General features: G+C 68.7%; 15 protein-coding genes. 6 read left to right on the top strand and 9 right to left on the bottom strand.

Annotated elements, in window-relative coordinates; all coding sequences use genetic code 11:
- Positions 1-8: 8 nt before the first annotated feature.
- The 4 genes from AVL48_RS23950 (at position 9) to AVL48_RS23935 (ending at position 6,181) form a co-directional block, all read left to right on the top strand.
- Positions 9-3,806 (top strand): amino acid adenylation domain-containing protein, encoded by a 3,798-nt coding sequence (locus tag AVL48_RS23950; RefSeq protein ID WP_061989100.1) that lies wholly within the window; start codon positions 9-11, stop codon positions 3,804-3,806.
- Positions 3,807-3,822: 16 nt separating this feature from the next.
- The gene (locus AVL48_RS23945; protein WP_061989015.1) at positions 3,823-4,569 is read left to right on the top strand and encodes a maleate cis-trans isomerase family protein; all 747 of its coding nucleotides are present in this window, start codon (positions 3,823-3,825) and stop codon (positions 4,567-4,569) included.
- Positions 4,570-4,646: 77 nt separating this feature from the next.
- The gene (locus AVL48_RS23940) at positions 4,647-5,225 is read left to right on the top strand and encodes a TetR/AcrR family transcriptional regulator (protein ID WP_061989014.1); all 579 of its coding nucleotides are present in this window, start codon (positions 4,647-4,649) and stop codon (positions 5,223-5,225) included.
- A gap of 95 nt (positions 5,226-5,320) precedes the next feature.
- Complete coding sequence (locus AVL48_RS23935; RefSeq protein WP_061989012.1) at positions 5,321-6,181, top strand: NAD(P)-dependent oxidoreductase; 861 nt, start codon at positions 5,321-5,323, stop codon at positions 6,179-6,181.
- A 1-nt stretch (position 6,182) separates the two neighbouring features.
- Here the strand turns inward: AVL48_RS23935 and AVL48_RS23930 are convergent, their stop codons facing one another.
- From AVL48_RS23930 to AVL48_RS23895, 8 genes are all read right to left on the bottom strand, one after another.
- Positions 6,183-6,518 (bottom strand): SDR family NAD(P)-dependent oxidoreductase, encoded by a 336-nt coding sequence (locus tag AVL48_RS23930; RefSeq protein WP_082857799.1) that lies wholly within the window; start codon positions 6,516-6,518, stop codon positions 6,183-6,185.
- A gap of 79 nt (positions 6,519-6,597) precedes the next feature.
- Complete coding sequence (iolD, locus tag AVL48_RS23925; protein ID WP_177242290.1) at positions 6,598-8,436, bottom strand: 3D-(3,5/4)-trihydroxycyclohexane-1,2-dione acylhydrolase (decyclizing); 1,839 nt, start codon at positions 8,434-8,436, stop codon at positions 6,598-6,600.
- Positions 8,433-9,323: a 5-deoxy-glucuronate isomerase gene (gene iolB / locus AVL48_RS23920; RefSeq protein ID WP_061989007.1), complete on the bottom strand. Its 891-nt coding sequence runs from the start codon at positions 9,321-9,323 to the stop codon at positions 8,433-8,435. Before iolB ends, iolD begins: the two co-directional genes overlap by 4 nt.
- The gene (iolC, locus tag AVL48_RS23915; RefSeq protein ID WP_061989005.1) at positions 9,320-10,252 is read right to left on the bottom strand and encodes a 5-dehydro-2-deoxygluconokinase; all 933 of its coding nucleotides are present in this window, start codon (positions 10,250-10,252) and stop codon (positions 9,320-9,322) included. The genes iolB and iolC overlap by 4 nt, the downstream gene beginning before the upstream one ends.
- Positions 10,249-11,049 carry an ATP-binding cassette domain-containing protein gene (locus AVL48_RS23910; protein WP_061989004.1) on the bottom strand — a complete coding sequence of 267 codons (801 nt, stop codon included), beginning with the start codon at positions 11,047-11,049 and terminating at the stop codon, positions 10,249-10,251. The genes iolC and AVL48_RS23910 overlap by 4 nt, the downstream gene beginning before the upstream one ends.
- A complete protein-coding gene (locus AVL48_RS23905) occupies positions 11,046-12,080 on the bottom strand; it encodes an ABC transporter permease (RefSeq protein ID WP_061989002.1) in 1,035 nt (344 codons plus the stop codon). The genes AVL48_RS23910 and AVL48_RS23905 overlap by 4 nt, the downstream gene beginning before the upstream one ends.
- A complete protein-coding gene (locus AVL48_RS23900; RefSeq protein WP_061989000.1) occupies positions 12,077-13,063 on the bottom strand; it encodes a substrate-binding domain-containing protein in 987 nt (328 codons plus the stop codon). The genes AVL48_RS23905 and AVL48_RS23900 overlap by 4 nt, the downstream gene beginning before the upstream one ends.
- A 23-nt stretch (positions 13,064-13,086) precedes the next feature.
- Positions 13,087-13,977, bottom strand: a complete 891-nt coding sequence (locus AVL48_RS23895) for a sugar phosphate isomerase/epimerase family protein (RefSeq protein WP_061988998.1) — start codon at positions 13,975-13,977, stop codon at positions 13,087-13,089.
- 135 nt (positions 13,978-14,112) lie between these two features.
- Here AVL48_RS23895 and AVL48_RS23890 point away from each other — a divergent pair, with 135 nt between their 5' ends.
- Complete coding sequence (locus AVL48_RS23890; RefSeq protein ID WP_061988996.1) at positions 14,113-15,111, top strand: LacI family DNA-binding transcriptional regulator; 999 nt, start codon at positions 14,113-14,115, stop codon at positions 15,109-15,111.
- Positions 15,112-15,124: 13 nt separating this feature from the next.
- Positions 15,125-16,126: a Gfo/Idh/MocA family protein gene (locus tag AVL48_RS23885; protein WP_061988994.1), complete on the top strand. Its 1,002-nt coding sequence runs from the start codon at positions 15,125-15,127 to the stop codon at positions 16,124-16,126.
- Between the two features lie 952 nt (positions 16,127-17,078).
- Here the strand turns inward: AVL48_RS23885 and AVL48_RS40250 are convergent.
- Positions 17,079-17,942, bottom strand: coding sequence for a tetratricopeptide repeat protein (locus AVL48_RS40250; protein WP_248846479.1), 864 nt, complete (start codon positions 17,940-17,942; stop codon positions 17,079-17,081).
- Positions 17,943-18,559: the final 617 nt, after the last annotated feature.

The following is an 18,559-nucleotide window of genomic DNA, read 5'->3' as shown; positions in this document are numbered from 1 at the left end:
GGATGACCATGACCTCGACCGACAACGTCACGCCGCATCATCGCGTCCGTTCCGGCACCTGTCTCACGGATCTGCTCGGCTACTGGTCGGGAACGCGGCCGGAGGCGGTGGCCGTCGTCGATGGTGACCGCGAAGTGACTTTTCGCGGACTCGAAGAAGCGGCTACGGAACTCGCCGCGCACCTCGCCGGACTGGGGATCGGCACGGACGATCCCGTCGGTCTTTACGTCGAGCCATCCGCGGACCTGATGGTCGGAGCGTGGGGCATCCTCGCCGCCGGTGCCGCTTATCTGCCGTTGTCCCCGGAGTATCCGGAAGACCGGCTTCGCTACATGCTCGAAGACAGCCGCACCGGCGTCGTCGTCACACAGCCCCACCTCGCCGCGCGGCTCACCGGGCTGGCGCCCGCCGGGACGCGGATCGTTTCCGTGGCCGACGTCCGTGGCGAGACCGGCGGGATCCCGCGTGAGCCTCGCCCGGATGCGCTCGCCTACGTCATCTACACCTCGGGCAGCACCGGCAAACCGAAGGGCGTGATGATCGAGCACCGCGGCGTCGTGTCCCAGATGCGCTGGCTGCGGGCCTGCGGTCACCTGGCCCCGGATGTCACGGTGCTGCAAAAGACACCGATGAGCTTCGACGCCGCACAGTGGGAGATCTTGGCGCCTGCCGCGGGCGCCCGCGTGGTGATGAGCGCGCCCGGCGCGTTCCGGGATCCCGAGGCCCTGATCGACGCCGTGGTGGAGCACGACGTCACGACGCTGCAGTGCGTTCCGACGCTGCTGCAGGCTCTGCTCGACACGGAGCGCTTCGGCACCTGCACCACGTTGCGGAAGGTGTTCTCCGGCGGCGAAGCGCTCTCGCGTCAGCTGGCCAGGGAACTCGCCCGTGAGCTGCCGTCGGCGCGGTTGGTCAACCTCTACGGGCCGACCGAATGCACGATCAACGCGACCGCGCACCTCGTCGACCCGGACACGATCGACGAAGGCGCCGGGACGATCTCGATCGGTGTGCCGGTCGACAACACCCAGTGCTTCGTGCTCGACAGCGATCTCGCGCCGGTCGACATCGGGGAAACAGGTGAGCTGTACATCGGCGGGATCCAGCTGGCCCGCGGGTATCTGAACCGGCCGGAGCAGACGCGCGAGCGGTTCGTGCCGAATCCCATCGCGGCGACCGAGCGGCTCTACCGCACCGGCGACCTCGCCTACTGGAACCCGGACGGCACCATCCAGTTCGTCGGCCGCGCCGACAACCAGGTCAAACTGCGTGGCCACCGCGTCGAACTGGACGAGATCACCGTGGCGATCGAGGAACACACCTGGGTGCGCCGGGCCGCGGCGGTGGTGATCGACGACGCGCGGACCGGCTCGAAGGCACTCGTCGCCTGCGTGGAACTGAATCCGCGGGAGGCCGCGCTGATGGATCAGGGCGACCACGGCGGGCATCATCAGTCCAAGGCCAGCAAACTCCAGGTCAAGGCACAGCTGTCGAATCCGGGGGTACGTGACACGGGGGATCGCCCGGTCACCGTGTTGCCGGGCAAGCAGGAGACCGGCCGTCAGCGGCGGGAGGTGTTCGCCCGCAAGACCTACCGGTACTACGAAGGCGGGGCGGTCACCCGCGACGACCTCGCCGCGCTCCTGACGCCGGGCCCGGTCAGCACGTACTCCCGCGAACCCGGCGAGCTCTCGTTCGCCGAACTGGGGGAGCTGCTGCGGTGGTTCGGCAGATTCACCAGCGACGAGCGTCTGCTGCCCAAGTACTCCTACGCCTCGCCGGGCGCGCTGTACGCGACGCAGTTGTACCTGGAGACCAGTGGTCTCGAGGGGCTCGGCGCCGGGATCTACTACTACCACCCGATCGACCACACGCTGATCTTGCTCGCCGAGAGTGCGACCATCGGGCACTCGGTGCACTTCCTCGGCCGTACCGGAGCCATCGAACCGGTCTACCGGAACAACATCCGGGAGGTCCTCGAATTCGAGGCCGGCCACATGGTCGGTGTCTTCGAGGAGATCCTGCCCGGGTACGGCCTCACGATCAGCCCGGCGGCGTCCGACAGCGGGGTGGCCGGCCGCGTCGGTGCCGCCGACGACGACCACTATCTCGGCACGTTCTCCTGGCACGCCAACGACGGCACGCCGCGGCGGGACGACACCGAACTGTTCGTCCAGGCCCATCCGGGCCGGGTCGAAGGGCTGCCCGCCGGTACCTATCGGTGGCGGGACGGGGATTTCGAGCGGCTCTCCGGCAAGCTGATCGAGCGCAAGCACGTGATCGCGATCAACCAGCAGGTGTACGAGCGCGCGGCCTTCGGTATCACCGCCGTCAGCCGCGCGGCCGACGAACGGCTCGTATACCTCGGCCTCGGCAAGAAACTGCATCACTTGCAGCGCAACGGTTCGGCGCTGGGCCTGATGTCCTCGGGCTACAGCTCGAAGAGCGGGAACCCGTTGCCCGCCGCCCGGCGGATCGACGACATCCTCGCCGGACAAGGGATCGCGCCCGGGCCTTCGTACTTCTTCGTCGGCGGCAAGGTGAGCCAGGCGCAGATACGCGACGAGGGTATGCGCGAAGACGCGGTGCACATGAAGGGGCCGGCGGAGATCATCCGCGACGAGCTGGCCCACACCTTGCCGGACTACATGATCCCCAACCGGGTGCTGGTGCTGGACGAGTTGCCGTTGACCGCCAACGGAAAGGTCGACGCCAGGATGCTGGCGGAGAGCGACGCCGTGCGTTCCGCGAGCGGCGACACGCCGTATGTCGCACCCTCGACGGCCCACGAGCGATGGCTGGCCGAGGTGTGGGGCGAGGCGCTGAAGTACGACGACGTTTCGGTGCGGGACGACTTCTTCGCCGTCGGCGGCAACTCACTGACCGCGGTCTCGCTGGTGAACCGGATCAATCGCGAGTACGGCACCCGGTTGCCGCTGCAGGTCGTCTTCGAATGCCCGAAGCTGGCCGATCTCGCCGCCCGCATCGGTGAGGATTCCGCCGAGCCGTCGTCGCGGCTGGTTCCGCTGGCGACCGGCGGCGGCAGCCCGGTGTTCTGCTGGCCCGGACTCGGCGGCTACCCGATGAACCTGCGGCCGCTCGCCGCGCGAAACGGCCTCGGGCGGTCGTTTTATGGCGTGCAAGCACACGGCGTCAACGAGGGCGAGACGCCCTACGCGACCGTCGCGGAGATGGCGGAGGCCGACGTCGCCGAGATCCGGCGTGTCCAGCCGGAAGGCCCCTACACACTGTGGGGTTACTCGTTCGGCGCGCGGGTCGCCTTCGAAACGGCGTGGCAGCTGGAGCAGCAGGGGCAGCGGGTGGACGACCTGCTGCTGATCTGTCCCGGCAACCCCGAGGTCGGGGACGGCGGCGAACGGATGGCGAGCTATCCGAATCCGGCCTACCTGACGATCCTGTTGTCGGTCTTCCTCGGCTCGATCTCCGGACCGGAGCCGCGGGCCTGCCGGGAAACCGTCCGCGACGAAGAAGGTTTCGTGGCCTTCGTGGCGAACCTGCTGCCCGCCCTTGACGAGCGGCTGATCCGGCGGATCATCCGTATCGTCGAGGAGACCTACGAGTTCGACTACACCTTCCGCGAACTGGCGCGGCGGCGGATCGCGGCTCCAGTGACCCTCTTCAAGGCCGACGGCGACGACTACTCGTTCGTCGAGAACAGCTCCGGGTACTCGGCCACGCCACCGGAGGTGATCACGCTCCAAGGCGACCACTACAGCGTCCTCAAGGAGGACGGGGTCGGCGAACTGGTGTCGGCGATCCGCGCCCGGGTCAGGAAATCCGCTTAGACGAAGGAGAACCGCCGTGCCCGACTCCCTCGGTCCCCGCCTCAAGGTCGGCGTCGTCGTTCCGTCCACCAACACCTCGGCCCAGCCGGAACTGGACGCGATGCGCCCCGACGGCGTCACCAACCACACCGGCCGGATGATCATCGACGACGACTCCATGGTCGACCAGCCCGGATTCGAGCACGTCATGCACGGCATCCGGGAATCGACGCATCCGGCGATCCGGGGTGTCGTCAGTTGTGATCCAGGCTGCGTGATCATCGGTGTCTCCCCGGAAAGCTATTGGGAGGGAACGGAATCGCACGCCCGTGTCCTCGGCTCGATGCGGGAGGCCGCGGGCGGGCGCCCGGTGACGATGAGCCCGGACGCGCTCGACGCGGCACTCGCGGTCCTCGAAGCCCGGCGGATCGCGGTCATCACGCCGTACCCGCCGGTCGGCGACGACCCGGTGAGCCGCTTCTTCACCGGCAGCGGCTACGACCTGCTGGGCGTCCAGGGGCTCGGCGCGCCAAGCCCGCTCCAGATCTCCCACGTCTCCGAAACCGGCCTCCGGGACGCGGTCAAGGAGATCGACGGCGCCGACGTCGAAGCGATCGTCCAGGTCGGCACCAACGTCGCCATGGCGCGCCTCGCCGCGGCCGCCGAGTTCTGGCTCGGCAAACCGGTGGTCTCGAACAACGTCGCCCTGTACTGGCACGCCCTGCGCCAGAACGGCATCACCGACCGCGTGCGCGGCTTCGGCTCCCTGCTGGCGGAGCACTGACCGGCGCCTCTCGTCCCGTTACAAGCGGACCGGCACAATATTTGACCGAGCGTTACAGAACGTGCGATGCTGGGCTCATGCCACGGCCGAAGGGATTCGATCCCACCGAAGTACTCGACGCGGCCGTCGACACGTTTTGGCGCAAGGGGTACGCGGCCACGTCGGCCCAGGACCTGGTGGACGGCACCGGTCTGGGCCGCGGCAGCCTGTATCACTCCTTCTCGGGTAAGCAACAGCTGTTCAGCGAGGCGCTGCGCCGCTACGAGGAGACGTCCGCCACCCGGGTCGAGGAGATGCTGGCCGCGCCGGGCACCATCCGGGCGCGGATCAGACGCGTTTTGATGGACGTGGTCGAGGACGAGACGAACTCCTCAGCCGGGCATCGTGGCTGTCTCGCCGTCAACGCCGCCCTGGAACTCGGCGGGACCGACGAGGAGGTCACCGCCCGGGTCCGCCACAACTTCCAGCGGGTGGAGGACGCCTTCCACGTCGAGTACGTCGCCGCGCGGCAGGAGGGCGAGATCGGCGCGAGCCGGGATCCTCGGGCCTTGGCGCGGTTCACCCTCGCCGCGATGTACGGCCTGCGGGTGCTGGGCAAGACCGCGGACCGGCAGGTGCTCACCCAGGTCGTCGAAACCACCGTTCAGGCGTTGTGATGTTCCAGGTTTCGTAGCGAATTCCCCCCAGCCCACGCGTGGTCTTTCGCACGCGTGTTCTTTAACGAGCGTTCCACAAGGAGTGAAGGCCAGTCATGACGGAATCCGTCGCGGTGCTCGGCACCGGCATCATCGGTGCCGCGGTGGCCCGCAACCTGAGTAAGGCAGGCTTCGCGGTCCGCGCTTGGAACCGCACCCCGGCCAAGGCCGAAGCCCTGACCGGGGACGGAGTCCAGGCGGTCGCGAGTGCCGCGGAAGCGGTGGAAGGCGCGCGGGTCGTGATCACCGTCCTCACCGACGGCCAGGCGGTGCTCGAAGCGATCCGCGCGGCCGCCCCCGCCGCCGGCACGATCTGGGTCCAGCTCAGCACTGTCGGTGACGCCGTCGACGAACTCGTCGCCTACGCCGACGAGCAGGGCCTCGTCTTCGTCGACGCGCCGGTCCAGGGCACCCGCCAGCCCGCCGAACAAGGGCAGCTGATCGTGCTGGCGGCGGGCGCGCCCGAGGCGCGCGAGACCGTCCGGCCGCTGTTCGACACGATCGGCAAGCGCACGCTGTGGGTGAGCGACGACAGCCGCTCCGGCGCGGCGAGCCGGCTCAAATTGGTGCTGAACACCTGGGTGATCGCGCTGACCCACGGCGTCGGCGAGGCACTCGCGCTGGCCGAAGGCCTCGGTGTCGACCCGAAGCACTTCGTCGACGTCGTCACCGGCGGCCCGATGGACAGCGGCTACTTCCAGGCCAAATCCGCCGCTATCCTCGACAACGACTACACGACCGCCTTCTCGGTCGACAACGCCGAGAAGGATTCCCGGCTGGTGCTCGAAGCCGCGGCTCGCGCGGGTGTCCGGATGGACGCCGTCGAGGCAGGCCGGGCCCGCTTCGCCCGCGCGTCCGAGGCCGGGCACGGCGACGAGGACATGGCGGCCGGCTACTTCGCCAGCTTCGTGAAGTGAGTCAGCCCGTCAGGTAACCGCCGCTCGCGTCGACGTCGGTCCCGGTCACCGCGCTCGATTCCGGGGAGCTGAGCCACATCACCACGGTCGCCAGCTCCTCCGGCCGCACGATGCGCTTGATCGGGTAGTCCCGCTCGATCTGTTCGCAGGTCAGCCCGAAGGCCTCCGCGGCGCGGCGGAGCATCGGGGTGTCCACGGCCCCCGGAGCGAACGCGTTGACCTGGATGTTCTTGTCCGCGTACTCGAGTGCCGCGACCTTCGTCAGCGAGATGACCCCGTGCTCGCTCGCGTTGGAGGGCGCGATGGTGGCGAATCCGGCTCGGCCGATCGTCGACATCGAGCCACTGTGGATCGTGCTGGCCTGGCCGAAGGAGAGCACCAGCCCGCTGGGGGGATTCGTGCGGCGGTGCGTCTCGTCAGCCCTTCAAGTACCTGAGCTGCGTCGCTTTGCTCTCCTCGAACTCTCCTCGGCCGGAAAGATGCTCCGGAACGCCGACCTCCCACCAGGCGCCCGCCTCGGTCCAGGAGTTCGGCCGGGTCCGGACCACGACCACCGCCGGCCGGTTTTCGGCCACCGCCGCTTTGCGTGCCTTCGCGTAGGCCTCCCGCACATCGTCAGAAGAGGACGCGGTGAACACCGTGCACCCCAGCGATTCCGCATGGCGTGCGAAGTCGACTCGCGGCGGTGAGGCGTGCGCTGTGCGGCAGTCGGCTAGGAAGTTGTTGTACGGTTTGCCGCCTTGGCCCTCCTGTAGCCGGGCGATGACCGCGTAGCCGTCGTTGTCGCAGACCACCGCAACGAACGGATGCCCGGCGAAGGCGGCCGAGAACAGTTCCGAGTTCAGCATCAGGTACGAGCCGTCGCCGAGCATCGTGGTCACCAAGCCGCCGGTATGCGCCATCGCCGCGCCCCAGGCGCCCGCGAGTTCGTAGCCCATGCACGAGAACCCGTACTCGACGTCCATGCTGATCGGCCCCGAGCCCCGCCAGCCGCCGATCAGTTCTCCCGGCAGCCCGCCGGACGCGGTCATCACGTAGTCGTGCGGTTCGGAGAGGTCGTTGACCACGCCGACGACCTGCGCATAGGTCGGAACCCCGCCGGAAACGGCGCGCAGGGAATCGACATGCGCGTCCCAGCGGCCGCGTTCCGCCGTGGCGCGTTCTGTCCACAAAGGATCGACCTGCCAGCTTTCCAACTGGGCGGACAGCTCCGAGAGACCGGCGTCGGCGTCACCGACGACGGCCAGCGCGCCGTGCTTGACCGCGTCGAACCGGGCGGCGTTCAGGGTGATCAACCGGACATCGGGGGAGAACACCGTCCACGACGCGGTGGTGAAGTCCTGCAACCGGGTGCCGACGGCCAGGACGACATCCGCTTCGGCGGCCAGGACGTTCGCCGACGTCGAGCCGGTGACACCCAGCGGGCCGGCGTGCAGTGGATGTCCGTGGGGGACCAGGGTGCGCCCTGCCGTGGTTTCGGTGACCGGAATGCCGTGGTGTTCGGCGAAGGCCAGCGCGCGCCGGCCGGCACCGGAATACCGGACGCCGCCCCCGAGTACCAGCAACGGTTTCCGGGCCGCGCGCAGCACGCCCGCCGCCTCGGTGAGGGTCCGCCGGTCGGGCCGGGGACGCGGCGGGCGATGGGTCACCGGTTCGAACAGCGCGTCCGGGAAGTCGTAGGTCTCCACCTGGACGTCCTGGGGCAGTGCGAGGGTCACCGGACCCGCGTCCGCCGGATCGGTCAGCACCCTGGCGACCTGCGGCAGTGTCGAAAGCAACTGTTCCGGCCGGGTGATCCGATCGAAATACCGGCTCACCGCCCGGAACGCGTCGTTGACCGTGGCTGTCGGATCGCCGAAATGCTCCACCTGCTGCAGTACCGGATCCGGTGCGCGGCTGGTGAAGGTGTCGCCGGGAAGCAGCAGTACCGGCAGCCGGTTGGCGTGCGCGACCCCGGCCGCGGTGACCATGTTCAGCGCGCCGGGCCCGATCGACGACGTCACCACGCCGACCTGGCGCCGGTGCGTCGCCTTGGCGTAGCCGACGGCCGCGAGCGCCATGCCCTGTTCGGTCTGGCCACGCCACAGCGGCAGTTCCTCGCGGTGTTCCTCCAGCGCGGTGCCGAGCCCGAGTACGTTGCCGTGCCCGAAGATCGCGAACACGCCGGGGAACAACGGGACCTCCCGGCCGTCCATGGCCTCCGACCGCTGCGCGAGCAGCCAGCGCACCAGCGCCTGTGCGGTGGTCAGTTTCATGACACCCGTCCTTCGTGGCTCGTGACCGGGCAGCGCGGGTCGAGTTCCTGGTCATCCCAGGTCTCGCGGACCCAGCCGTGCGCGGGGTCGTCGCAGAAGGCCATCGACCGTTCGGCCGCGGGCCCGGCCAGGACGTTCAGGTAGTACATCGGATAACCCGGGGCGGCGACACAAGGACCGTGATAACCGCGCGGGATCAGGAAGACGTCACCGTCCCGGACCGCGACGTCCTCGTCCAGCTCACCGTCCGAAGTGTACGTCCGATGGAGACCGAAGCCCTCGCGTGAAGGGGTCACGCCGTCACGGCCGGCGATGCGGAAGTAGTAGATCTCCTCGTTGACGACCTCGCATCCGGACGCCTCGTCGTGTTTGTGCGGCGGGTAGGACGACCAGTTGCCGCCGGGGGTGATCAGCTCGCACGCGTTCAGCTTCTCCGCGTGGTCCCAGACCCCGGGCACACCGAAGTTGGTGACCTGTCTCGTCGCCTGCCCGGCCCCGCGCAACTCCACCGGGACGTTCTCGGCCGGGCCGTAGCGCGGTTCGAGACGGCGGGTGCAGCGAGCCATCGGCAACGCCACCTCGATGCCGTCCACCGTCGACAATTCGACTTCGGCATCGCGGGGCACGTAGGCGAAATCCGTGACCCGCGTGAACACCGAGTCACGTCCGGCGAGGTCGAAGACCTGTCCATCGACGCGGACCGTGCACGCGCCGGACAGCGGCAGGACGAACGCTTCGTACTCGCCCGTGCGCACGGCCCGCTTCTCGCCCGCGCGCAGCGAAAGCACCCGAAGGCCGCTGTAGGCCCAGCCCGCCGAATCGGGGGTGAGCCGGACCGGGTCCCGCTCGTCGGAAAGCGTCCCGTGTGGACGGTGCAGCTTGCTCACAGCAACTCCTCGATCTCGTCGGCGGTGGGCATGGCGTCGGCGCAGGCCAGCCGGGACGCGACGAGCGCGCCCGCCGCGTTGGCGTAGGTCGCGATGCGCACCGGATCCCAGCCGGACAGCAGGCCGTGGATCAGCGCGCCGCCGAAGCCGTCACCGGCGCCGAGCCCGCACACGACCTCGACCCGTTGCGGCGGCACCGTCCAGCGCCCCTTGGCGGTGGCCACCAGAACACCTTCGGCGCCCTTCTTGATCACCGCCAGTTCGACGCCCCTGGCCAGCATCCGGGACGCGGCCTCGTCGGGATCCGCCGTTCCGACGGCGACCTCCGCCTCGGCGCGGTTGCCGACCGCCACCGTGACGTGGTCGAGCATCCAGCCGATCTCCACGCGCGCGGTTTCGGCGTCGGCCCAGAACATCGGCCGGAAGTCGAGGTCGAGCACGGTATGCGACCGCCGTCCGCGGCGCCGGAGCATCTCGCGCTGGGTCTCGCGTGCCGGTTCGACCGACACGCCGGTCCCGGTGACCCACAGCAGCGGCACCGCTTCCACGATGTCCCAAGGCACGTCGGCTTCGTCGAGTGTCAGGTCCGGCGCGACCGGTGACCGGTAGAACAGCAGCGGCGGATCCGCGGGCGGGTTCAGTTCGCAGAACACCACCGGTGTCTGCAGCCCCGCCGAGGTCCCGACGTGGTCGGGTGACACGCCGAACTCGCGCAGTGCCTGCCGTACGTAGTCGCCGAACCCATCGGGGCCGACCTTCGTCAGCACCGAGGTCGAGCGACCGAGCCGCGCGGCGGCGACCGCGACGTTGGTCGCGGTGCCGCCGAGCGATTTGGCGAAGGTGCTGACCCCGGCCAGCGGCACGCCGCTCTGCTCGGGATAGAGGTCCACCCCGACCCGGCCGACGGTCAATGCTTCGAGAGCGGTCATGAAGGAGACTCCGCGGCGCGCAATTCGTGTTCGAGGGCTTCCAGTTCCGCGCCGCCCGCCATCTGCCGGGTCAGCTCCGCGAGGTCGATCTCGGACTTCTCGTAGGAGCCGAGCGGCGCGCCCCGTTTGAGCAGCAGGAACCGATCGGCCACGGGATAGGCGTGATGCGGGTTGTGCGTGATCAGCACGACGCCGAGCCCGCGATCACGGGCCTGCGCGACGTACTTGAGCACGACACCGGCCTGTTTCACGCCCAGCGCCGCTGTCGGCTCGTCGAGGATCAGCACCTTCGCTCCGAAGTGGACCGCCCGCGCGATGGCGACGCACTGTCGCTCGCCACCGGACAGGGTGCCGACCGGCTGCTCGACGTCACGCAGGTCGATGCCCATGTCGGACAACGCCTTCTTGGTCGTCTCGCGCCCCTTCTTCCGGTCCAGTGCCCGGAACGGGCCGAAGCCGATCGTCGGTTCGGAGCCGAGGAAGAAGTTCCGCCACACGCTCATCAGCGGCACGACCGCCAGATCCTGGTACACCGTCGCGATACCGCGATCGAGCGCCTCACGCGGGGACGCGAACTTGACCGGCTCGCCCTCGACCAGGAACTCGCCCCTGTCGTGCTGGTGGACTCCCGCGAGAATCTTGATCAAGGTGGACTTGCCCGCACCGTTGTCGCCGAGAACGCAGGTGACCTCGCCCGCGTTGACCACGGTGGACACGTCCCGCAAGGCGATCACGCTGCCGTAGGTCTTGCCGACTTCCTTGACCGAGAGCAGCTCTTCGACTTGGCTATGGCTCATCGCCGTACCCTTTCCGCGCGCCGCCGGAAGGCGTTGTTGACCAGGACCGCGGACAGCAGCATGACGCCGAGGAACAGCATGAACCAGTCGCTGTCCCAGCGGGCGAAGACGATGCCCTGCCGCGCCATCCCGAAGATCAGTGCGCCGATCGCGGCGCCGATCGCCGAACCGAAACCGCCGGTCAGCAGGCAACCGCCGATCACGGCCGCGATGATGTACTGGAATTCCAGCCCGATGCCCTGGTTCGCCTGGACGCTCGCGAAGCGCAGGATGTTGATCGAACCGACCAGCCACGCGGCGAGCGCGGTGGTCATGAACAGCATGATCTTGGTGCGCATCACCGGCACCCCGACCGCGCGCGCACTGGGTGCGGAGCCGCCGACGGCGAAGACCCAGTTGCCGAACCGGGTACGGACCAGCAGCCAGGCCGCCAGGACGGCGAACCCGATCCACCAGACGATCGAGATCTGGAACGCCGTCCCCCCGACGTCCACTGTGGACGCGAAGACGAAGCCGGCGGACTCGTAGCCGTCGGTCGAGCGCATCCCGGACACCTGGACGGTGCCGGTGACCAACCGCGTGACGCCGAGGTTGAGCCCTTGCAAGGCGAGGAACGTGCCCAGGGTGACGATGAAACTGGGCAGCCCGGTGCGCAGCACCAGCCAGCCGTTGAACGCGCCGACCGCGAGGGCGAAGACCAGCGACGCGAACAGCGCCAGCCAGACGTTCCAGCCCGCCTGCGTCGCCAGTGTCGCGGTGACGAGGGCGGTGGACGCGGTCATCACGCCTGCCGAGAGGTCGAATTCGCCGCCGATCATCAGCAGCGACACGGCGACCGCCATGATGCCGAGGGTCGAGGCGTCGTCCAGCCAGGTCGCCACCCCGCTGCCGCTGAAGAACTGATCGGTGACGAGGGTGAAGAACAGGAAGACGACGACGGCGCCGAGCAGCGCGCCGATCTCGGGGCGGACGACCAGCCTGTCGAGCAGCCGGGGTTTCGCGATCCGTTCGTCGAGGGTGGTGGTTGTCATCGCGTGCCCCTTTGCACGTACTGGCCGACGGTGTCCACAGTGGATTTGTCGACCAGGTCGGGGCCGGTGAGCACCGGCTTCCCGCCGCCGACGACATTGGCGTTGTCCCGGTAGAGCTTGAGGAACTGCACCGGGAGATAGCCCTGTTCGTACTGCTGCTGGTCGACCGCGAACACCACGTCGCCCGCCTTGATCGCGCCGACCACGTCGGTATTCAGGTCGAAGGTGCCGACCTGGGCCTTCGAGCCGACCGCCTTGATCGCGCTCACCGCCCGAGCCGCGACTTGGGAGTTCAAGGTCAGAACGGCGTCGAGGGAGGAGTCGGTCCGCACGGCGCCCCTGATCCGGGATTCCGCGTCGGTGGGGTTGCTGATGTCGACCTGCAGGGTCTGCACGTCATCCGCGAAGCCGGTCTTGGCGCCGTCGCACCGTTGCGCCTGCCCGACGTTGCCCGCTTCGTGGACCACGCAGAGCAGTTTCTTCTTGCCGAGTTCCTTGAACTTCTTCCCGGCCTCCTCGCCGGCGATGGTCTCGTTCTGCCCCACGTGGGTGAGCGCGCCGTACCCGGCGCTCTTGTCCTCGCCGGAGTTGATGGTGATCACCGGGATCCCGGCGCGCACCGCGTTCTCGATCGAGGTCTTGAGCGCCTCCGGGTTCGCCATCGACACCACCAGCCCGCCGACCCGCTGGGCGACCGCGTTGTCGATCAGCTTGGCCTGGTTGCCGGGGTCTCCGTCGGAGTTGTACTCGACCTGGACATCGAGCTGCCTGCCCGCCTCCTCGGCGCCGTTCTTGACCACGTTCCAGAACGCGTCACCCGCCGTGCCGTGCGAGATGACCGCGACCCGGAGCGGCCCGCTGGGCTGGGTCGACGCCGGACCGGCGCCCTCGGCGGGTTTCTCCTCGGCCTTCGGCCCGGTGCACGCGGACAGGAGCAAGAGCCCCGCCGCGGCCACCAGAACCGCCTTAAAGCGATGGGACATCGTCGTCTCTCCTCGCTTCTTTCCTACTTGGCAGCCGGGAGCCGGCTGACGATTTCCTCGAGATGCGCCAGGCTCCTGGCCACATCCCGCTTCGGCAGATCTTCCGGGCTTCGCTCGCTCAACGCGGTGTCCTGTTCGAGCACGTACCACCCGGCATAGCCCGCCTCGTGGACGGACCTGATCATCGCTTCGATGTCGACGTCCCCGTCACCGAGCGGGACGTACAAACCTTGGCCCACCGCTTCGGCGTAGGGAAGCCTGCCGGCGCGGACGTCTTCGGCGAGTTCGCCGCGTACGTCCTTGAGGTGCAGATGACCGATCCGATCCGGGTGGCGGCCGGCGAGCGCGACCGGATCGGTGCCGCCGATCAGCAGATGTCCGGTGTCCAGGCACAACGGGAGAACGGAATCGGCGAGGAAGCGCTCGACCTCCGCCTCGGTCTCCACCTGCGTCCCGACGTGGGGATGCAGCACAGTGCGAAGACCGTGGCGCTCGGCGATTTTCGCGATCTCGCCCGAGGTTTCGATCAAGGTCGCCCATTCGGCGTCGGTCAGCTTCGGCTTGTCGTCGTAGCCGTCGAGCCCCGTCGCGGCGGCGAGCACGAGCAGGTCGCCACCGCAGGCGGCGAACAGCGCCGCCGACTCCTCCGCCTCGGCCAACGCGGCTTCGGGATCCTTGTGCAGCACGACGGCGAGAAAACCGCCCACCAGGTCGAGCCGGTACCCGCCGAGCAGTTCGCGCAGCGCGGCCGGGTCACGCGGCAGATATCCCGGAGGGCCGAGTTCGGTGGCGCGGACGCCCAGGTCCGCCATTTCACCCAGAACGGTCCCCGTGTCGAGCACACGACCCCAGCCGGGGACTTCGCACACGCCCCAGGAGATCGGGGCGGCGGCGATTCGGATCCGGGATGTCATCGGCGACCTCCGGTAGGGAGTGGATTAGAGCGCTCTATTGATTAGAGCGCTCTAATCATGTAGCGTCCGTCACAGCAAAGTCAAGGGCGGGTTTCGGCAGGCAGACCGGATAGACGAGACAGGGGAGATGCGGCGATGGCACGACCGACGATGGAGGACGTCGCCGCGAAAGCGGGGGTTTCCCGTGCGCTCGTGTCACTGGTGATGCGCAACGCGCCGAACGTCTCCGACGAACGGCGGACGCGGGTGCTGTGCGCGGCCCACGAACTCGGCTACGAGCCGCACGCCATGGCCAGGTCGCTGGCCAGCCGGACCTCCACCGTGCTCGGCGTGATGGTCTCCGATCTGCGCAACGCCTTCTTCGCCGACGTCGTCGAAGGGCTCGACGCGGCGGCCGAGGCCGCCGGCTTCAACCTGATCCTCAACACCGGTGGCCGTAGTCCCGCGCGCGAACGCGCCGCGCTGCGGAACCTGCTCTCCTTCCGCCCGGCGGGGGTGATCCTGCTGTCGCCGGTGCTGCCCGCGATGGCGATCGAGGAAGCGGCCGCGCAATGTCCGGTCGTCCTCGTCTCGCGCACCTCGCGCGTGCGGGACGTGGACACGGTGAACGACGACGGCGAGGCGGGTTCCGCGCTGGCCGTCGAGCATCTCGTTTCCCTGGGGCACCGGCGAATCGCCCATCTGGACGGCGGCGTCGCGGCCGGGGCGGCCGCCCGGCGCCGGGGATACCAGCAGGCGATGCGACGGCACCGCCTGCATCCGATCATCGTGCACAGTGAACACACCGACACCGCCGGGGAGAAGGCCGTGCACGAACTGCTCGGCGACTACACGCGGGCCCAGCTGCCGACGGCTTTGGTGGCGGGCAACGACTTCAACGCCGTCGGCGCGATCTCCGCGCTGGAGGAGGCGGGCCTGCGGGTGCCGGAAGACGTTTCCGTGGTCGGCTACGACAACACCTCGCTCGCCGCGTTGCGTCATCTCTCACTGACCACAGTGGACCAGCCGCGCACCGAAATGGGACGGCTGGCCGTCGAGGCCCTGCTCGAACGGATCCGGGGCGAACGCACCGAACCGGTCCGGCATCTGCTGCATCCGTCGCTGGTGGTCCGCTCGACCACCGCCGCGCTCTAGAAAGGGCAAGAGAATGAGGTTGGGACTTGCCGGCACCGGCCGGATCGGCACTTCGCACGCCGAAACCTTGAAGGGCTTCGACGAGGTTTCGTCCGTGATAGTGGCCGACGTCGACGGCGGGCGCGCCCAGGCGGCCGCGGCCAAACTCGGTGTCGAAGCGGCGGCGGACCTATCCGCGCTCTTCGCGTCCTCCTTGGACGGACTGGTCATCGCGGCCGCGACGGACGCGCATCCGGAACTGATCCTCCGGGCCGTGGACGCGGGCATCCCGGTGTTCTGCGAGAAGCCCGTCGCCGCCGACATCCCCGGCACGCTCGCGGTGATCGACAAGATCTCCGGTTCGGCCGTGCCGGTGCAGATCGGTTTCCAGCGCCGATTCGACGAGGGCTACGCGGCCGCCCGCGCCGCGGTGGTGTCGGGTGAACTGGGCTGGCTGCACACCCTGCGCGCCACCACCTTGGATCCGGCGCCCCCTCCCGCGGAGTACGTCGCGCATTCCGGTGGCCTGTTCCGTGACTGCGGGGTGCACGACTTCGACGCCGTCCGATTCGTCAGCGGCCGTGAGGTCGTGGAGGTCTACGCCGTCGGGGCGAACAAGGGTGAGCGGTTCTTCGTCGACGCCGGTGACGTCGACACCGCGGCCGCGACCCTGACGCTGGACGACGGCACGCTGGCCGCGGTCTCGCTGACCCGCTACAACGGCGCGGGCTACGACGTCCGGCTGGAGGTGCTCGGTTCGGCCGGGAACGCGGTGGTGGGCCTGGACGAGCGCACGCCGCTGACCTCGGTGGAGCCCGGTGTACAGCCGTTGCCCGGTCCGGCTTGTCCCGGGTTCATGGAGCGGTTCCGCCCGGCGTATGTCAGCGAGCTGAAGGCGTTCCTGGAGGTCGCGGCCGGGCGTGCGCCGAGTCCGTGCGGTGCCGCCGACGCGCTGGAGGCCTTCTACATCGCCGAAGCCTGCGAGGTCTCCCGTCGCGAACGCCGACCGGTCCGCGTGGACGAAGTGCGGGTCTGACCACGAAGGCGCGAGGCGGTTGTACCTACGGCGGTGAGCTTGAGCAGGGTCTTGCCGAGCGGACGAGGGCGGCACGGATGTCCTCAGCGCCTCGCCGGGGATGGTCACCGTCTCAACGTGGCGCTCGATAAAGGGACACTTTGCGACGGCCGACCGCCCGACTTGGCACTTTGCGAGGTTTCGGGAGGGTGTCGTGGGTCTTGCTCGTCAAAGGTGTTTTTGTCGCGGAAGGTCATCACAAGCGCCAGTAGCACCATCAGCCGCAACGACGGCGCACGTGAAGGCCCCTTCACGCAGCCAGCGCAGGAATTCGACCTTCACCCCTTGCCCAGTACATGATGGCCCCCTTCCTTGCGCCTAACGCAAGGAAGGGGGCCATCATGTACTTCACGTGAGCAAGACTGGTGACCACGCCCAGGTATCCAGAAGGGTGAGCCAAATGTGGCGTGCTCTCTTGCGGGTCCGGACTGGCTCCGGAAGCCGGGACGAGGGCAGTGTGTCCACAAAGGACATTTTCTGGCAAGTATTGTCCGGCTTGAGCAGAGTGCGTGGTTTCCGAGGGGGTCGTGAGCGCCAAGTGGGGTTCTCATCCTAATCGGGTCCAAATCGGACACGGAGTTTCGCGCCGTGTCTCAGTGCGGCAACCAAGTAGCGAAGGCCTCCTCCGCTACCTTCAGGGTAGGCAAGGGGACCTTCACGGCAACGAGCCGATCGCGCCATATTTGCCTTACACCTGAATAACTGTATTTAACACTCAAGACGCCGCAGAGAACCGGACATGAAGTCTTCAACCGGACGCTCAGCGTTCAGGGAATGTCCGTTGTGGACACCGAGGGCGCGATCGGCTCGTCGATCAGTGCCGCCCCACGTCGCGAAGGCCTCATGTACCTCACCGCGAGCGCGGGCACCGGAGACGCCGGAAGTTCGGCGCCCACCAGCAACGATCAACTCTCTACAGCTTGTCGAGGATCAGCTTCGCCCGTTCCTCGGCGAGCCGGTACCCGGAGCGGGCGGCGAGTTCGAGCGCCAGCTCGCCGTGCGTCCGGGCCTCGTCGAGTTTCCCGAGTTCCAGCAGCGCTTCCGCGAGCCCGGTCCGCGCGGCGGCCTCACACCAGAAGAAGCTCGTCGTGCGCGCGATCGACAACGCGAGCCGCTGATGTTCGGCGGCCTCCTCGGGCAGGCCGAGGCGCAGGCAGACTTCGCCGAGTCCGGCGAGGGTCCAGGCCTCGGTGCCCCGGTCGCCGATCTTGCGGGTGAGTTCGACGGCTTCGAGGGCGTCCTCGCGGTTCTGCTCGCTGGGGTCGAGCCTGCTTTCGAGGACGGCTCTGCCGGACAGGGCCGTGGCTTCACCGTAGGTGTAGCCGAGTTCGCGGTTGGCCGCGAGCGCTCGGGTGTAGAAATCGTAGGCCTCGTCGGTCAGGCCCAGATCACGGTGCACGTTGCCGAGGTCGACCAGCAGGACCGCGACGCTGAACCGGGCGCCGTCGCGTTCGGAGACCGCGAGCGCGCGGGTGAAGTTGGCGAGCGCCTCGTCGAGCTGGCCGGTCTGCCAGTACGGGAAACCGAGGTTCGCGAGTGCCATCGAGATGCCCGGCATGTTCAGTTCTTCGCACAGCCGGAGGGATTCCAGTCCGCAGCGGATCGCCTCCTGCGGATCGCCGAGGCGTTGGTGCACGGCGCTCAGATTGTTGAGCACGGCCGCGCGGCCCGCGTCCCAGCCGTCGAGCAGATCTCCGCGCAAGGCGCTGGTGAGATGTTCGCGTGCCTCGTCGTAGCGGCCGCTGTTGACGCAGGCGAGCGCGATGCTCAGGTGCATCGCCGCCTGTGCCTGTCCGGCGCCGCTGCGGCGGGCGGCCTTGAGGGCGGTCGACGCGGTGTCGATCCATTCCGCGTGATGGCCGCGCTGGTGGAAGAAGGCGCGCAGCGCGTCGGCCAGATGCCAGGAGAACTCGGGCGGGCCGTGTTCGGCGCTGTGTTCGACGGCGGCGGCGAGGTTCGGCCACTCGGCGTCCAGCCAGGCCAGTGCCTCGTCGGTGTCGGCGAAGGGGGTGTCCTGCGGTTCTTCGCGCGGCAGTCGCAAGAAGTGGGGGATGAGGACGCGGCCGGCGGCGTCGGCGGTGGTCAGGTAGCTCTCGAGGAGCCGCCTCTCCGCCGTGTCGCGTTCGGATTTCGTGTCTTCGGAGAGCGTGCGGCCCGCCGCGAAACTGCGCAGAAGGTCGTGGAACCGATAGCGGCCAGGGGTGTAGCGCTCGACCAGATGCGCCGCCGCGAGCGCCTTGAGCTGTTGGTTCGCCCGGGAAAGCGGGGCACCGGTCAGCGCCTGCGCGGCGGGAGCGGTGAACGTCTGGCCGGGGACGAGCGCGAGCCTGCGGAACAGGAGGCGGTGTTCCTCGGGCAGCGCCCGGTAGGAGACGCCGAACGCGGTGGTCACGG

This window comes from Amycolatopsis regifaucium (assembly GCF_001613935.1).
Classification (GTDB): domain Bacteria; phylum Actinomycetota; class Actinomycetes; order Mycobacteriales; family Pseudonocardiaceae; genus Amycolatopsis; species Amycolatopsis regifaucium.
The sequence above is the reverse complement of the archived record's forward strand: the minus strand, read 5'-3'. Positions and strand labels throughout refer to the sequence as shown.

Coding starts and splice junctions, on each gene's coding strand:
- AVL48_RS23940 (WP_061989014.1), top strand. CDS start 4,647: ATGCCACGGCCGAAGGGATTCGATCCCACCGAAGTACTCGACGCGGCC.
- AVL48_RS23950 (WP_061989100.1), top strand. CDS start 9: ATGACCTCGACCGACAACGTCACGCCGCATCATCGCGTCCGTTCCGGC.
- iolC (WP_061989005.1), bottom strand. CDS start 10,252: ATGACCGCTCTCGAAGCATTGACCGTCGGCCGGGTCGGGGTGGACCTC.
- AVL48_RS23930 (WP_082857799.1), bottom strand. CDS start 6,518: ATGTCGACGATCGGCCGAGCCGGATTCGCCACCATCGCGCCCTCCAAC.
- AVL48_RS23885 (WP_061988994.1), top strand. CDS start 15,125: ATGAGGTTGGGACTTGCCGGCACCGGCCGGATCGGCACTTCGCACGCC.
- iolD (WP_177242290.1), bottom strand. CDS start 8,436: ATGAAACTGACCACCGCACAGGCGCTGGTGCGCTGGCTGCTCGCGCAG.
- AVL48_RS23900 (WP_061989000.1), bottom strand. CDS start 13,063: ATGTCCCATCGCTTTAAGGCGGTTCTGGTGGCCGCGGCGGGGCTCTTG.
- AVL48_RS23905 (WP_061989002.1), bottom strand. CDS start 12,080: ATGACAACCACCACCCTCGACGAACGGATCGCGAAACCCCGGCTGCTC.
- AVL48_RS23890 (WP_061988996.1), top strand. CDS start 14,113: ATGGCACGACCGACGATGGAGGACGTCGCCGCGAAAGCGGGGGTTTCC.
- AVL48_RS23910 (WP_061989004.1), bottom strand. CDS start 11,049: ATGAGCCATAGCCAAGTCGAAGAGCTGCTCTCGGTCAAGGAAGTCGGC.
- AVL48_RS23895 (WP_061988998.1), bottom strand. CDS start 13,977: ATGACATCCCGGATCCGAATCGCCGCCGCCCCGATCTCCTGGGGCGTG.
- AVL48_RS23935 (WP_061989012.1), top strand. CDS start 5,321: ATGACGGAATCCGTCGCGGTGCTCGGCACCGGCATCATCGGTGCCGCG.
- AVL48_RS40250 (WP_248846479.1), bottom strand. CDS start 17,942: ATGCACCTGAGCATCGCGCTCGCCTGCGTCAACAGCGGCCGCTACGAC.